This is a genomic window from Geotalea uraniireducens (assembly GCF_027943965.1).
Classification (GTDB): Bacteria; Desulfobacterota; Desulfuromonadia; order Geobacterales; family Geobacteraceae; genus Geobacter; species Geobacter uraniireducens.
The window spans coordinates 3,630,789-3,645,496 of record NZ_AP027151.1; the positions used below are offsets into that span (position 1 = coordinate 3,630,789).

Annotated in this window: 12 protein-coding genes and 1 riboswitch; of the genes, 4 read left to right on the forward strand and 8 right to left on the reverse strand. The window is 60.0% G+C overall.

Annotation, left to right across the window (positions count from 1 at the left end; all coding sequences use genetic code 11):
• Nucleotides 1–8 precede the first annotated feature (8 nt).
• The 5 genes from cobC to yihA all read right to left on the reverse strand — a co-directional run bounded on the left by cobC (nt 9) and on the right by yihA (nt 4,118).
• Nucleotides 9–617, reverse strand: a complete 609-nt coding sequence (gene cobC, locus QMN23_RS16960; RefSeq protein WP_282000512.1) for an alpha-ribazole phosphatase — start codon at nt 615–617, stop codon at nt 9–11.
• 34 nt (nt 618–651) lie between these two features.
• Nucleotides 652–1,392 (reverse strand): adenosylcobinamide-GDP ribazoletransferase, encoded by a 741-nt coding sequence (gene cobS, locus QMN23_RS16965; protein WP_282000513.1) that lies wholly within the window; start codon nt 1,390–1,392, stop codon nt 652–654.
• A 69-nt stretch (nt 1,393–1,461) separates the two neighbouring features.
• On the reverse strand, nt 1,462–2,520 hold the full coding sequence (cobT, locus tag QMN23_RS16970; RefSeq protein ID WP_282000514.1) for a nicotinate-nucleotide--dimethylbenzimidazole phosphoribosyltransferase: 1,059 nt from the start codon (nt 2,518–2,520) through the stop codon (nt 1,462–1,464).
• Between the two features lie 59 nt (nt 2,521–2,579).
• Nucleotides 2,580–3,098: a bifunctional adenosylcobinamide kinase/adenosylcobinamide-phosphate guanylyltransferase gene (gene cobU, locus QMN23_RS16975; protein WP_282000515.1), complete on the reverse strand. Its 519-nt coding sequence runs from the start codon at nt 3,096–3,098 to the stop codon at nt 2,580–2,582.
• Nucleotides 3,099–3,245: 147 nt separating this feature from the next.
• A riboswitch (cobalamin riboswitch) is annotated at nt 3,246–3,447 on the reverse strand.
• 44 nt (nt 3,448–3,491) lie between these two features.
• Nucleotides 3,492–4,118, reverse strand: coding sequence for a ribosome biogenesis GTP-binding protein YihA/YsxC (yihA, locus tag QMN23_RS16980; protein WP_282000516.1), 627 nt, complete (start codon nt 4,116–4,118; stop codon nt 3,492–3,494).
• Between the two features lie 195 nt (nt 4,119–4,313).
• Between yihA and QMN23_RS16985 the strand changes: the two genes are divergently transcribed.
• Nucleotides 4,314–5,168, forward strand: a complete 855-nt coding sequence (locus QMN23_RS16985) for an HDOD domain-containing protein (RefSeq protein ID WP_282000517.1) — start codon at nt 4,314–4,316, stop codon at nt 5,166–5,168.
• 84 nt (nt 5,169–5,252) lie between these two features.
• Here the strand turns inward: QMN23_RS16985 and QMN23_RS16990 are convergent, their stop codons facing one another.
• Together QMN23_RS16990 and QMN23_RS16995 are read right to left on the reverse strand one after the other, a co-directional pair.
• On the reverse strand, nt 5,253–10,718 hold the full coding sequence (locus tag QMN23_RS16990; protein ID WP_282000518.1) for a chitobiase/beta-hexosaminidase C-terminal domain-containing protein: 5,466 nt from the start codon (nt 10,716–10,718) through the stop codon (nt 5,253–5,255).
• Between the two features lie 451 nt (nt 10,719–11,169).
• The gene (locus tag QMN23_RS16995) at nt 11,170–11,541 is read right to left on the reverse strand and encodes a flagellar protein FlaG (RefSeq protein WP_282000519.1); all 372 of its coding nucleotides are present in this window, start codon (nt 11,539–11,541) and stop codon (nt 11,170–11,172) included.
• A gap of 246 nt (nt 11,542–11,787) precedes the next feature.
• On the opposite strand from QMN23_RS16995, the gene QMN23_RS17000 reads away from it, so the two are divergent.
• Genes QMN23_RS17000 through QMN23_RS17010 form a run of 3 tightly spaced genes read left to right on the forward strand, consistent with a single transcriptional unit; the run spans nt 11,788 to nt 13,674 of the window.
• Entirely contained in the window at nt 11,788–12,060 is a 273-nt protein-coding gene (locus QMN23_RS17000; RefSeq protein WP_282000520.1) for a flagellar FlbD family protein, read from the forward strand.
• A 54-nt stretch (nt 12,061–12,114) separates the two neighbouring features.
• On the forward strand, nt 12,115–12,870 hold the full coding sequence (locus QMN23_RS17005) for a flagellar motor protein (protein ID WP_282000521.1): 756 nt from the start codon (nt 12,115–12,117) through the stop codon (nt 12,868–12,870).
• Between the two features lie 12 nt (nt 12,871–12,882).
• Nucleotides 12,883–13,674, forward strand: coding sequence for a flagellar motor protein MotB (locus QMN23_RS17010; RefSeq protein ID WP_282000522.1), 792 nt, complete (start codon nt 12,883–12,885; stop codon nt 13,672–13,674).
• Between the two features lie 99 nt (nt 13,675–13,773).
• Here QMN23_RS17010 and QMN23_RS17015 read toward each other — a convergent pair whose 3' ends face one another.
• Nucleotides 13,774–14,568, reverse strand: a complete 795-nt coding sequence (locus QMN23_RS17015) for a PilZ-like domain-containing protein (RefSeq protein WP_282000523.1) — start codon at nt 14,566–14,568, stop codon at nt 13,774–13,776.
• Between the last annotated feature and the right edge of the window lie 140 nt (nt 14,569–14,708).

Below are 14,708 nucleotides of genomic sequence, written 5' to 3' on the forward strand. Positions count from 1 at the left end.
AAAACCCTTTAGCCGTTCACCAGCTTCACCACGGCATTGCCGTCGGCGTAGTAATCGATGATGTTCAGGCAGGCGTAATGCTGGTCGATGGCAAACAGGCTGGAGAGCGGCGCCCCGAGAGCTTCGAGAAGGATAAGCCGGTTGACGCCGCCATGGGCGACCACCAGCACCTCTTCGTCCCGGTGACGGGCGACGATACCGTCGATCACCGGCATCACCCGGCGACGGACGTCGAGCAGGTTCTCGCCACCGGGGACCCGATAGTTGACCAGATCGGCCAGCCGTGCCTGCCACTCCGCCGGATAGCACTCCTGCAGCTCCTGCCAGCTCCGCGCTTCCCACTCTCCCATGCAGAGTTCGCGCAGTTCCGGATGCCGCACCGGCACGACGTTCAGGTGGGCGCCGAGGGTCTCGGCCCCCCAGACGCAACGGGAGAGATCGCTGGTGTAGCAGGCGGTGATCCGGGCGGCGGCGAACCGTTCGCGCAGCGCCAGGTACTGGGCCTTACCATGGTCGGTGAGCGGAACGTCGGTGTGGCCGTTGTAGCGGCGAACGCCTGTCCCCCCCCCGGCCACTTCGCCGTGGCGGATAAGATAAATGCGTGTTTTGCTCGTCATGTCACGTTCCCGTAATAGGGCACCGCGCAGCGCCCTAGGTGTGTTGCAGGGCCACCAACAGCAGCAGGCAACCGATCTCGTTCAGCTCGCTGACGCAGCCGATGATGTCGCCGGTAACCCCGCCGAGCCGGCGGTGGAACCAGGCGCGGGCAGCCCAGGTAAAGAGGTAGAGGGCCAGAAGGCAGAAAACTCCCCGGCTGCCGAGACACCACCAGGCGGCGGCGGCGGTAAGGGCGAGGGCCGTGCCGAACTGCCACCAGCCGGCGCCGGCAATGCAGGCGGCACCGAGGCCGTCCTGCCGGGCCCGCCGGGAGCCGACCGTCATCTGCACCTGACTGAAGCGGGCCGCCGCCGGAAAGAAGAGCAGCGTCGGCCACTTCACTGCCGGATCGAGTTGGGCGAGCCCCTGGTACTTGAGGAGAATCCCCAGCACCAGCCCAACCACGCCGACGGCGCCGACCCGCGAGTCTTTCATCACCGCCAGGAACCGCTCCCGAGACCCCCGCGCCGCCAGGCCGTCACAGACGTCGGCCAGCCCGTCGTGGTGCAGCGCCCCGGTCACCACCGCCAAGAGCGCCACCAGGAGCAGATCGGTCAGCGGCCGGGGGAAAACCTGCCCGCCGAGGTAGTCGACCCCGACCAACAGGGCACCGAGCGTCAGCCCGACCAGGGGGAAAAAGGCCATCGACCGCCCCAGGTCTCGCTCCTCCCAGCGGAGGGAGAACGGCAGCGGGATGATGGTCAGAAACTGGAAGGCGATGAAGTAGAGGCGCATGGGTCTATCGAGACGCGGTTTGACGCGTCGGTCTCCGATCGGGGCGCGGCGAACCGCGCCCGGTATTCATTAATGCTCGCCTTCCGCCACGCCGGCCTCTTCGAAGGTGGCCATCTCCTTGAGAATCTTGACCCCCGCCTCGATAAGCCCCATCGCCAGGGCGGCACCGGTCCCCTCGCCGAGCCGCAGCTGCAGGTCGAGGATCGGCGCGGCGCCAAGCCGGTCGAGCATGAAACGATGACCGATCTCCACCGACTGGTGGGCGGCAAAGAGATACTCCTTGACGAGCGGATTGAACTCGGCGGCGATCAGCGCCCCGGCGGTGGAGATGAAACCGTCCACCACCACCGGAATGCGGTTGGCGGCACAGCCGAGGATCAGGCCGGCGATGCCGGCGATCTCCAGCCCGCCCACCTTGGCCAGGACGTCGAGCGGGTCGTGCGGGTCGGGACGGTTCACCGCCAGCCCCTCCTCGATCACCCGGATCTTGTTGGCCAGGGACTGATCGTTGATCCCGGTCCCCCGGTGGGTCACCTCAGCCACCGGCCGGCCGGAAAGGGCAGCAATGATCGCCGCGGAAGGAGTGGTATTGCCGATCCCCATCTCACCGGTGCCGACCATCGCCACGCCGTCGGCCCGGCAGCCGTTGGCCAGCTCGATCCCGACCTCCAGGGCAGCCACCGCCTCCTCCCGGGTCATCGCCGGACCCTTGGCGAAGTTTCGGGTCCCGCGGGCAACCTTCTTGGCGATGAGACCGGGGGTATCGCCGAAGTCATGATCGACGCCGACATCGACCACCAGCACCTCGGCCCGGACGTGATTGGCGAGGACGTTGACCCCGGCCCCCCCCTGGAGGAAGTTGTAGACCATCTGGACCGTCACTTCCTTGGGAAAGGCCGACACTCCTTCGGCAACCACCCCGTGATCGGCGGCAAAGGTGAAGATCACCTTTTTCCAAGTGCTTGGCTCCAGGCTATTGCTGATCGCCGCATAGCGGCGGGCGAACTCTTCGAGCCGGCCGAGGGCGCCGAGCGGCTTGGTCTTGTTGTCCAGTTTCTGCTGAGCCTTGGCGAGCAGGTCCGGGTCGAGCGGCTGGATCTTTGACAGGGTTTCGTTAAGCAGGGACATGGCATTACCTCGTTTTCAGGATTCGTCGCCGGGACGCAGCACACCGGGTCCCGGCCGGTTCATTTCAGACGCAACGGCAGACCGCTGAAGGTGACGTAGACTTCGTCGGCCGCGGCAGCAAGCAGTTCGTTCGCCTCACCGGCAAGATCGCGGAACCGGCGGGCCAGTTGGTTGTCGGGGACGATCCCCATCCCCACTTCGTTGGAGACGAGGATCACCGGCGTCGTCAGCTGCGGCAGCAATGCCGCCAGTTCCTTAACCTCGGCCAGAGCTCCCGCCCCATCGTCGCTGCCCAGCAGGAGGTTGGTCAGCCAGAGGGTCACGCAGTCGACGAGCAGCACCCGGAAGCGGCCGTCGTGCTCCCGGAGCGCCGCCGCCAGAGCCAGCGGCTCCTCGACGGTCTGCCACTCGCTGCCGCGTCGCGCCCGGTGCCGCTCGATCCGCTCGGCCATCTCGGCATCGCCGGCACCGCCGGTGGCAAGATAGCCACGCGGCGCGCCGAACTCCGCCGCCAGCCGCTCGGCCAGCCGGCTCTTGCCGCTCCGGGCGCCGCCGCTGATGAAGATCACCTTGGCCATTTCTGCTCCTTTATCGCTGCAACCCGCCGGACCGGCAACAAAAAACCCCCGCTCCGGAGGAGGCGGGGGCATAATTCGTCGCATGACGACATGTTCGGCGCCTCTCCCTCGGAGGTCCGGATTCCGGGCCGCAGCAATTGACGGCGGGCCGGCCGGGTCGACATGGCAGGTTTCCTGACTCACGGATCGCTTTACTCACCGCGCCTTCCCGATAAATTCAGTGGCATCGTTGCGGTTTTCATCACCGTTCACAGTTGCGGGGCAGTGGGGGAATCGCACCCCCTTCCCTATTATCTCCGGCAATCCAACCAGGCGAATCGCCGCGAGCACCATCTCGAAAACGTATGCAATTGTGCTCAAATAACTAACAGAGTGGTCAGGCAAAGTCAACGGCTAATGCCCAAGGTCGCCCCCACCGGAAAGCGGTTCCCCGTCACCGGCGGCCAGGAAATGCTCGATCCGTCCCCAGAGCAAATCCTTCCCTTCTCGGGAAAGTGCCGAAAAAAAGACCATCTCCTCGCGGGACAGGCCGAGGGTGCGGGAAATCGTCGCCGCCTGCCTGGCCCGTTCGTTTTTCGACAGCTTGTCGCATTTTGTCACCACGACAACCGCCGGGATGGCATAGGCTCGCAACCACTGCAGCATCAACACATCCTCGTCGGACGGTACCCGGCGGATGTCGAGGATCAGGACCACACATCCCAGACAGCTGCGGGTCGACAGATACGTTTCGACCATCGGCCCCCACTGCTTCCGCACTTCGGCGGGGACCCGGGCAAAACCGTAGCCCGGCAGATCCACCAGCATCAGGTCGTTATTCACCTGGAAAAAATTGATCAACTGGGTCCGGCCCGGGGTAGAGCTGGTCCGCACCAGCCCTTTCCGGTTGACCAGCACGTTGATCAGTGACGATTTTCCGACATTGGAGCGGCCGGCAAAGGCAATTTCCGGCACCTCGGCCGGGGGATAATGCTCCGGCCGGGTAGCACTCTTGACGAACTCGGCAGACTTGACGTGCATAGTGGACTCCATTTCTGTTTTCTATTCAAGGGGTTATTATTACCATCTGCTGCATCGCAATGCAATGGGGTATGGTTCAGCACCCCACAGCCCCCCCGCCGGATGTAACTTTTTTTCACGGCGGGGAATTTGCATAATTCAATCGATGAAGGACAATGATAAAGGGCCGTTAGCCACATTAGCAAGGATGTGACGATGAGCAAAGATCTCGAAACCCTCATCATGTCGGCCGTCGACCTGCCGACGATCCCCCTGGTGGCCACCAAAGTCATCGAGATGATCGAGCAGGAAGACGTCACCATCGAGAAGCTGGCCCAGACCGTTTCCACCGATCCCGCCGTCGCCGCCCGGATCCTCAAGCTTTCCAATTCCGCCTACTATGGCTGCCAGCGTCAGATCAACACCCTCTCGGCCGCCATCATGCTCCTCGGCTTTAAGACGCTGAAAAGCCTGGTGGTTGCCGTATCGCTGAAACAGATTTCCAAGCGGTTCGGCCTGACGGAAAAGATGCTCTGGGAACACTCCGTCGGCGCGGCCCTGGCTGCCCGGCTGATCGCTTCCCGCACCAAATTCATCAATGAGGAGACCGGTTTTCTCGCCGGCCTGTTCCACGACATCGGCAAGACCATCATGAACGACAAGGACCCGCAGAAATTCCAGTCGGTGATCGTCCGCTGCTATAACGACGGCCTCCCCTTCGAAGAGGTAGAGCGGAGCGTCTACCCGTTCTCCCATGCCGAGGTCGGAGCGCTGGTAATCAAGAAGTGGAACTTCCCCGACTCGCTCTCCACGGCAATCATGTACCATCACCAGTTTTCGACGGCCCAATTGCCTGATCAGTACGAGCTGTTCCTTACCGCCACCACCAGCCTGGCCGACAAGTTCTGCAAACGGCTCGGCATCGGCAGCCGCCAACCGGAAGCGGAGCTGGATCTGGCCAACCAGCCGGAGGCCAAATTGCTTGGCTACACCCCGGAATCGGTCGCCGGCGATCTGGAGACGTTCATCGAAATATTCGAGGAAAACAAAGGGGTGTTTCTCAACGAATGACTTCGAACGACCCGACGCGCCACCCGCAAAAACGGAGAGGGGAGCCAATGGCTCCCCTCTCCGTTTTTTATGGCAGAATGCCCATTACTGGATAGTCCAGACGGCAGTGGTCGGCGACACCTGCCAGGTCCCACCGGCATTTTTCCCCACCACGGCAAGAGAATGGGTACCGCTTTCAAGTCCGACAAAGCTCCGCGCCTGGGTTACGGAAACTTCTGCCGACCAGGAGCCGCCATCGAACTGGTACTTGTAGGCGACAACATACTGGCCGCCGATGGTGAAACCAGCCGAGGTATCCGTCGTCGTGCCGCTCGGGACACCGTTGATCTCCGCCACTGGCGGTACCTGGTAACTCTGGCTCTTCGCCACCTCCAAATTCCCTGCCGTATCCACGGCAAGATACTTGAGGGTCATGGTCGTGCCGATCACCAGCGGCCCGCTGTAAACCATCGACTTGACGGTCGGCACAGTACCGTTGGTGGTATAGTAGATGGTCGCCGGCTCATTGGCGGTCAGGGTGACGCTCTGGGCCGTCGCATAGCTACCGCCGGCCAGCGATGCGGTAGTGACCGGCGCAGTAGTATCGACCGTCCAGTTGACGGTGGTGGCAATTGTCTGCCAGGTACCGACAACGTTCTTGCCTACCACGGCAACCGTATGAGCACCCGGGACAAGTCCCGTCAGGGCAATCTTGGTCGCGCGGGCCGTTTCGGCGGACCATGAACCGCCGTCGAGCTGATATTTGTATGTAACAACACTGGTCCCACTGACGATGAGCGAGGCCGTGGTCAATTTGGTCATGGCCGGCGGGGTGCCGCTGATGGTCGCCACCGGGGATGGCGCGTAGATCTGGCTCTGGACTGCCGCCGGATTCCCTGCCGTATCGACGGCAAGATATTTCAGGGTCTGCCCCGGGTTGACGGTAATCGGCGCAGTGTATTTCGTCGACGTGGTGCCCGGTGTCGCGCCGTTGGTGGTGTAGTAGATCGTTGCCGGTTCGTTCGCCGAAAGCGTGACCTGCTGGGGAGTATCATAGGTCCCACCAGCCGGCGACGCAGTTGCCACCGGCGCGGTGGCGTCGACGGTCCAGGAGGCCGTATTCGGCACGACCTGCCAGACGCCGGCCGAGCTCTTGCCAAGCACGTCGACCGAATGAGAACCGGAAGCGAGGCCGGTAAGCGTGATCTTGGTGGCAACCGGGGTTTCGGCCGAATAGCTGCCGCCGTCAAGCCGGTATTTATAGGCCGTCACCCCACCACCAACCGTCAACGTTGCCGAAACAAGCTTGGTAATCCCCGCTGGAACGCCAGTCAGGGTGGTAATGACATAGCTTTCCGTTTTCACCCCTTCCGAATTCCCTGCCACATCGACAACGAGGTATTTGAGCGTGGTCGTTTTGCTGATCGCAAGTGGTGCCGTATATTTCGGCGAAGAGGTCGACGGGATGGTACCGGTGACCGTGTAATAGACCGTAACCGCCTCACCGGCCGAAATGGTAACGGTCTGAGAGGCGTTGTAAACTCCGCCGGCCGGAGAGACCGACGACACCGGCGCAACAAGGTCAATTGTCCAGGAAGCCGCCGTGGCCACTGCCGTATTCTGCCAGGCCCCCGCTGCACTCTTGCCGACCACTGCCACAGTATGGGAACCGGCAGCCAATCCGCTCACGGTACTCTTGGTCGCCACCGGAATCTCGGCGGACCACAGGCCGCCGTCGAGCTGATACTTGTAGCTGACAATTCCTGTCCCGCCGATTGTCAGGGTAACCGAGGTGAGGTTACCGGAACCGGCGGGGATGCCATTGATTACCGCCACCGGCGGCAACGAATAAATCTCGCTCTTCATCTTCTCGGCATTCCCCGCCTGGTCGATCGCAAAGAACTTCAGCGTGCCGGTGGCCGGCAGGGAGATCGGGCCGGCATAAACGGCCGACTTGGTGCTCGGCGTGGCTCCGTTGGTGGTGTAGTAGATGGTCGCCGGCTCATCAGCAGTCAGCGTGACAGTCTGCGGGCCACTGTATGTCCCGCCCGCCGGCGACGCCACCGTGGTTGGAGCAACGATATCGACCGTCCAGGAGGCGGTCGTGGGCAACTGACTATCCTGCCAGCCGCCAGCGGCATTTTTCCCGATGACCGCCACCGTATGCGGGCCCACGGCAAGACCGGTCAGACTGATTTTGGTCGCCACGGGGAACTCCGCCGACCAACTGCCGCCATCGAGCTGATATTTGTACGCGACGACTCCGGAGCCACTGATAGCGAGGCTCGCAGTGGTAAGTTTGCTCTTGACCACCGGCGCACCGCCAATCGCGGCCGTCACCGGCAACGCATAGGCTTCAGTCTTGACCGCCTCGGCATTCCCCGCCGGATCGACGGCATAAAATTTGAGCGTCGTAGTGGGGGTGATGGCCAGCGGCGCGGTATACTTCGCCGACTTGGTTGTCGGCAGCGCCCCGTTAAGGGTGTAATAGATCGTGGCCGTTTCGCTGGTCGTCAGCGTCACCGTCTGGGGAGTCGTGTAGGTGCCGCCGGCAGGAGAGGCGGTAGTAACCGGCGCCGTCTGCTCAACGGACCAGGAAGCGACTGTCGGGCTGCTCTGCCACGCCCCGGCGGCATCTTTACCGAGAACCGAAACCGTATGACTGCCGGCACTCAAAGAAGAAAGGACAATCGTGGTGGCCACCGGCGTTTCCGCCGAGTAGGCACCACCGTCAAGACTGTATTTATATGCCGAAACACCAGTACCAACCACTTTCAACGACGCGGACGCCAGCTTGGTCGTCGCCGCCGGCACGCCACTGAGCTTGGTGATGGTGTAGACATTGGTCTGAGCCGGTTCCACGTTGCCGGCATCATCCACCGTGGCAAACTTGAGGGTAGTGGAGGTATTGATAGTGATTGGCCCGACATACTTGGGCGATTTGGCGGAGGGAACCGTCCTGTTGGTAGTATAGTAAATCGTCCCCGGCTCGCTGGCAGTCAGGGTCACCGTCTGCCCGGGGTTATAGATACCTTGCGGCAGCGAGGCGGTGGTTACCGGCACCGTGGTATCCACGGTCCAGGTGACGCTGGTCGGCGTCGTCTGCCAACCGCCGCTGGCATTCTTGCCAAGAACCGCCAGGGTGTGGGACCCAGCCGTCAAACCAGTGAGAAGCAGCTTGGTCGCGATCGGGGTTTCGGCCGAATAGGAACCACTGTCGAGCTTGTACTTGTACGCCACCACCGAGGTGCCTTTCACGGTGAGGGTCAGGGAGGTCAGCTTGCTCTTGGCCCCCGGAGCACCACCGATAACCGCCACCGGCACGGCATAGTAAATCTGGGTCTTCACCGCCTCCGCGTTGCCTGCCAGATCGACGGCAAAATACTTGAGCGTAGCCGGCGGAGTGATGGTTAAAGGAGCAGTGTACTGGAGCGATCCGGTCGTCGGTATGGTTCCGTTGGTGGTATAGAAGACGGTGGCCGCTTCACTGGTGGCCAGGGTTACGGTTTGGGCGGAGCCGTAGGTGCCGCCGGCCGGCGTAGCGGTAGTTACCGGCGCCCCGGTATCGACGGTCCAACTCAAGGTGGTCGGAGTAGCGGCCGACTGCCAGTTGCCGGCCGCATCCTTGGCGATGACCGCTAGGGTATGGGTGCCGCTCGACACTTTTGTGATGTTCATGGTTACGGTAGCCGGAATTACGACCGACCAGCTCCCACCATCGATCTGGTATTTGTAGCTAACGACTCCGTCGCCGCCAACGGAAAACGGGAAGGTCGTTGATTTGGTCGGCACAGACAGGTCGTAGTTGGCCACCACTGTTGCCACCGGCGCCACCGTATCAAGGGTGATGGTAGCCGGAATGCTGTCCGATTCGATCCCCAGTTTGTCGTTGAACTGGACATAGACAGTCTTCTCCCCGTCACCGGCCGGTATCGTCCACGATTTGGTGGTCAGGTAGGTTTCCCAGGCACTCCAGGAAGCATTGTCATTGCTGAAGCGCATCTGGTAAATAGGGTTGCTGCCGGCGACCGCCGCCAGGCTCAGGGTAACGGAAGTTGATTGCGTCGCCGTAGCCCCGCCATTGATCTTCATCGTTCCTGACGGTGGCGAAGCGCCGATGCTGAAGGTGGCGGCCATCTGAGAGCCGGCCCGGCTGATGCTGGCCACATTAACGCCGGTATTCAGTCCACTGTAGCTCTTGCTCGACGGAAGTGTATTGAGACCGAACAGTTTGCCGGGAACGTAGAAATCACCGGCATCCGCGGAATACCCCTTCTGGATGTCTTCGAGGCCGTCTGCCTCCATCAGGCGGAGCAGCTTGTGGACCGTCGTCGAGTTATCGTACAGATAGTTGGTGCCGGAACTGTTCAGGGTGGCATCCACATGCCAGATCAACAGGCCATCGGTGGGAATCTGGGTGTCGTTGCCGGTGCGGTAGCGATTCTGTACCAGGTAATATTCATCGAAAAGATCGCCGTTGGTGATGTTCGGCATGATCAACACTGCATCCTTGGCCGTTGCGGAAGGATTGAGGGTCAAGCTCTGGCTGCCGCTCGCCACCACCGTCGGGGTAAGCCAGTTGAGAACCCATTTGCTGAAGCAGTTGTGGTCTCCCCAGTTGTGATCCATCATGTCGAGGCCGCCGAGGCCGCCGCCCGGCCCGACGCCGGTGTTGTAATCGTAGTAGTCGGGAAGGCCGAGAGCGTGACCGGTCTCATGGATGGTCACCAGCGGTTTGAACGGCTGCCCATAGGGATTCCCCTCCCATTGCCAGGAATACTTGCCGAGTTGCTTGCCGCTGACCGTGTAGCTCGAATCGCTGAACGAGGTCTGGTAGCCCCACCAGAAATTTGCCCAGCCGTTGTCCGGGCCGGTCCAGATCACCAGGAAGTAGTCGATCTTCCCGTCGCCATTGTTGTCGAACTGGGAAAAGTTGACCCCCTGGCCGACGAAATAGTTGAGCGCCTCCTTGATGAGCGCTTCGCGGCCGGCAGTGGTCATGGAAATCGTGCTGCGATTGTAAGCCGGACGATACCAGCCGAGAGTCGTTCCGCCGGAAAAGTCGAGCAGACCATAGGATGAACGATTGTAGAAACCGGCCAGGCTTTCATAGGGATAATTCACATCCGCAGCGTTGGCCGGGCCGAACAGCATGGTATTGATCTGGGATTGGCTGGTGACGGAAGGATAATCAGGAAAGTCGATCAGTAGGGCAAAGAGTTTTACCGAACCGGTGGTCGGCATGCCGGACCAGGCTGCCGGCGGCGAATAGGCGGTCAGCTGACTAATGGCAGCGGGGAGATATCCCTGCTGCAGCAACGCCTTGCGCTTGGCTTTGCTGATAGCCATTTTCAATCGCTCGGCATCGATCTTGTTGTTGCCGATCGCCTCGGCAAACCGCTTCCGGCCCTCAAACTCGCCGGTCTGCTTAAGCTGGGCAATCTCACCCGGTCGCGGCAACTCCATGGATCCTGCCGGATTGCCCGACAGCAGCAACGCCAAGAAAATCGCCCCCCCGGCCAGACCTGACAACACATTGAACAGCAGCCGCTGCCCCCGAACCATCCCCATGACAAGTCCCTCCGTTTGACTGAAAGCACCCGTCCATGGGATCGCCCAACACATTGCAGGTAAACGGGGAAGAAATTTACTCCCCATACTGTAACGGTTCGGTAAACCGGGGTAAAACTTGATGACTATTTTATTAGTTTACACCTCATTAAAGCGTAGCGCACCACAAACAACACGGTGCGACCGCCGACGCTCCAGACGCGGCAAGCACAGATATTGACGCAATGAAGTCACGATTTTGACTTGTCGCGCCCCCCACGCGTTCGCCTGTGCAGTCCGGCCACTGGCCCGCCAACCCAATCACGACACTCCGGCGAGCCGAGACAAGAGTTCCCGGGCAGTGCGAACCGACAACAGCGCCAGGAGCCTGCAGCACGGTTAGCCCGTATGGTCCTTTAGCGGTGGGCACAGGAATCGGCAATGTGGTCGACGTTGACCAACAGACCATCCGCTATGCCTTTTCCTGAATAATAAGTCCCTTCAGCGAATCCAGGGCCTTTGCCAGTTTCAGGGTTTCTTCAGACGGAATCTGCCTGATTACCTCGCCTGTTTTGTGGCTGATCACCTTCACAACCACCCTGTCGGTATCCTTGTCAATCGTGAACCGGAGATCAGTGGTGATTGAAGCGATAAAATCATTGATCTTTTCCGCGGCTTCCTTGAGACGCTCTTCGTTATTCTGACTACTCTTCTGTGCCTGGGTCGACACCGATTCCGAACTCTCCGCTTTTCCCTTTGCAGTCTCAGTTGCCACCGGTTTGAGAACCGTCGACGGGACGACCGCCTGCGGCGATCCGATTCCACTGTTTAATTCGACATTCATGGCTTTCTCTCCCTGAAAAGATAATTCCCCTCTACTTGGAATTATCGGCGTTCACCAGCAAAACTTTAAAAAAAGAGGAATTATTTACCGCTCCCCACTGCTTCATCGAAAGACTGCCGGCAGCAGATTCATCCTTCCCTATTTATTCCGCCCCGGCCGGATTTGTATCATCCGGTGGCACGACTGTTGCTGTCTCCACAGAGAGCCACCGGCTTACCAGCACTATCAAATCAGGACAGGGGCGCCATGATCAAATTGACACGTCTCGACGGCAGCGAATTTTTCCTCAACCCCGATCTCATTGAAAGTATCGAAGAAACCCCCGACACCCGCATCAGGCTCTCCAACGAAGATCGATTTCTGGTCCTGGAAAAAGCGGCGACGATCATTGAAAAGATCATCGCCTACAAGGCGACCGTGCTGCGCCGCGCCGCTTCAGCGCCGACCAGAAGATATCTCAAAGGGATTCGCCGACGGGAGTATCCGCTCACCTGCGCCCTGGAAGAAAAGGACGCATAGCCGGCTGAGCAGCTGAACCGGTGAATACACTCCACAACCGAGGCTGAACTTTCTATGGATATCGCAACAATTATTGGCTGGGTATTGGGATTCGGCGCCATTCTTGGCGGTGCGGCACTGGAAGGCCTGCACATGAAGGCAATCCTTCAACCGACCGCTGCCATCATCGTGCTCGGAGGGACTTTCGGCGCCGCATTCGGCAGCTTTCCACTACCGTCGATCCTCAAGGCTGCCAAGGATGCCAAGAAAGCCCTTTTCCCCTCGCAACAGAATCCGGAGGGGACTATCAAGGATTTGATCGGTTACGCCGCAAAAGCCCGCCGAAACGGTTTGATCTCCCTGGAGCAGGAAGCCCAAAACGTCAAAGACCCCTTCACCAAGAAGGGGATCTCGCTGGTCGTCGACGGCATCGATCCCCAGAAGCTGCGCGAGACGCTGGAGATTGAGGTGCACCACTACGAGGAGCACGAAAAGGTAAGTGCCGAATTTTTTGAAGCGGCCGGCGGTTACGCACCGACCATCGGGATCATCGGCGCGGTGCTCGGCCTGATCCACGTCATGCAGAACCTCTCCGACGCTTCCAAGCTGGGCGAAGGGATCGCTGTCGCCTTCGTCGCCACCATCTACGGCCTGGTTACCGCCAACATTGTCTGTCTCCCGCTCGGCACCAAACTGAAGCAGCGCCTGAAGACGGAGCTGCTGCAAAAAGAGATGGTCATCGAAGGGCTGATCGCCATCCAGAACGGCGAGAACCCCCACTTCATCGAACAGAAACTGCGGGCCTTCGTACAAGAAAGCGGCAAGAAGTAGGACGGACAGGTAATGGCCAAGAAGCATAAAAAGCACGAAAAAGAGCCGAACCACGAACGATGGCTTGTTTCGTACGCCGACTTCATCACCCTGCTGTTCGCCGTCTTCGTCACCCTGTACGCCATGGGCCAGGCCGACAAGAAGAAGGTGGAAGAAGTGATGAAATCGCTACGGGAATCGTTCGGCTTTACCGCAGCTGCCACCTCATCGCCAAAACCCGCCGTGATCACCAGCACCGACATGAGAATCATCCCTTCCATCAGTCCCGACATGGCCAACAAAGGGCGAGACGTGGGAAAAAGCAACGCCAAGGTGAAAATCCACGCGGAAGAGAAGGATTTCCGGGCGATCAAGGCCGCTATCGAGGCATACTTAATCAAGACCGGCGCCCAGGATAAAGTGAGTGTCGGCATTACCCGCCGCGGCCTGGTGGTCAGCTTGAAAGAAGCCGGCTTTTTCGACTCCGGTAGCGCCGTGGTCCGGGAAAGCGCCTATCCGCTGCTGGCGAAGGTCGCTGAATCGCTGTCCGGTTACACCAACCCGATCCGGGTAGAGGGACACACCGACAACATACCGATCCACTCGCCACTGTTCCCCTCCAACTGGGAACTCTCCACCGGCCGGGCCACCAACATCGTCCACTATCTCCTCACCTCCTACGACTTCGATCCGGCGAAAATCTCCGCCGCCGGGTTCGGCGAATTCCGGCCGATTGCCGACAACGCGACGACGGAAGGACGTGCACAGAATCGCCGAGTAGATATCGTGCTTCTCTCCGGGGAAGGAGAGAAGGCGGAGCCGTGAAATACTCTGAATACAGTTGGTGAGATTTATTACGGATGAAAAAGAACAGGCCGGGAAGGTTGCTTCCCGGCCTGTTCTTTTTCGCGGATGTTCAGCCAGTTATCGCCCGCCAGCGAAAGAGATCCGCTGTTTTTTCATCATTAGTTCCCGACGTTGCTCCGCAAAGAGATAGGTAATGATTGCCTCGCGATCCTTCTCACCGACAATGACAAATTTAAGCGAGAGCTGATAATGGGTTCCCGGATCGAAAGTGAGGCTGATCTCCTGGCAACGAAGCGCCTCGGCAACACAGAGGACGATCCGCGGTTGAGGAAAGGGCAAAAACAGTGTCATCTCCAGCAGCGAACCAGCTTCCACCCACTCGGACACCTTGAAACGAACCCCGCCTCCGCTCAGGTTCGCCCTCTGAGGGGATACATCGTTACCATTCCAACCGACAACCTTGAAGCTGTCCCCGGCAGGGACCACTTCCGGCAGGGATTGGCACTCGGAACGAGCGGTCAACCAGTGAGCCTCGGCGTCTTCCCGACTCATTGCGGGAATAACTGACCAGATGAATGGGAACTCAACATCCAGACGGAAGTACTCCCGGCGCTGCAGTTCCCGCACCGCACCCGTGAAACGCAGCACAAACTGACGATCATCGCGCACACCCTCTACAGAGGCATCGCAACGGCACAGTGCCCCGGCGGTCCAGACGGAGAGGGAAGCATCGGCACCCGAACACACGCCCCCCTGCGGAGGTTGTTCGTTTCCGTACAGTTCAAGCCAGACGAGATCACCCTTGAGAGCAGTTATGGCTGCAGTCCCATCGAAGGAGCCGCCCCCATCAAGACGAATCGCAAGGTTGATTTTCTGGAGTACTTCAAAGTAAGTACCGTAATCAGACGACATCTGTTTGCATTCCTCAAGCTAAGGGTAACCCCGGCAATCCGCCCCGGATACATATCCTGATGTATTTCATCGGCATCATGCAGCATTTCTTTAGTTCCATACTTGCCCGGCATACAAAAACCACACGTATCGCTGAATCC

What these genes read in the sequence shown, in the direction of transcription:
- cobT (WP_282000514.1), bottom strand. Translation starts at nt 2,520, where the DNA reads ATGTCCCTGCTTAACGAAACCCTGTCAAAGATCCAGCCGCTCGACCCG.
- cobC (WP_282000512.1), bottom strand. Translation starts at nt 617, where the DNA reads ATGACGAGCAAAACACGCATTTATCTTATCCGCCACGGCGAAGTGGCC.
- QMN23_RS17000 (WP_282000520.1), top strand. Translation starts at nt 11,788, where the DNA reads ATGATCAAATTGACACGTCTCGACGGCAGCGAATTTTTCCTCAACCCC.
- QMN23_RS16995 (WP_282000519.1), bottom strand. Translation starts at nt 11,541, where the DNA reads ATGAATGTCGAATTAAACAGTGGAATCGGATCGCCGCAGGCGGTCGTC.
- QMN23_RS16990 (WP_282000518.1), bottom strand. Translation starts at nt 10,718, where the DNA reads ATGGGGATGGTTCGGGGGCAGCGGCTGCTGTTCAATGTGTTGTCAGGT.
- cobS (WP_282000513.1), bottom strand. Translation starts at nt 1,392, where the DNA reads ATGCGCCTCTACTTCATCGCCTTCCAGTTTCTGACCATCATCCCGCTG.
- cobU (WP_282000515.1), bottom strand. Translation starts at nt 3,098, where the DNA reads ATGGCCAAGGTGATCTTCATCAGCGGCGGCGCCCGGAGCGGCAAGAGC.
- yihA (WP_282000516.1), bottom strand. Translation starts at nt 4,118, where the DNA reads ATGCACGTCAAGTCTGCCGAGTTCGTCAAGAGTGCTACCCGGCCGGAG.
- QMN23_RS17005 (WP_282000521.1), top strand. Translation starts at nt 12,115, where the DNA reads ATGGATATCGCAACAATTATTGGCTGGGTATTGGGATTCGGCGCCATT.
- QMN23_RS17015 (WP_282000523.1), bottom strand. Translation starts at nt 14,568, where the DNA reads ATGTCGTCTGATTACGGTACTTACTTTGAAGTACTCCAGAAAATCAAC.
- QMN23_RS17010 (WP_282000522.1), top strand. Translation starts at nt 12,883, where the DNA reads ATGGCCAAGAAGCATAAAAAGCACGAAAAAGAGCCGAACCACGAACGA.
- QMN23_RS16985 (WP_282000517.1), top strand. Translation starts at nt 4,314, where the DNA reads ATGAGCAAAGATCTCGAAACCCTCATCATGTCGGCCGTCGACCTGCCG.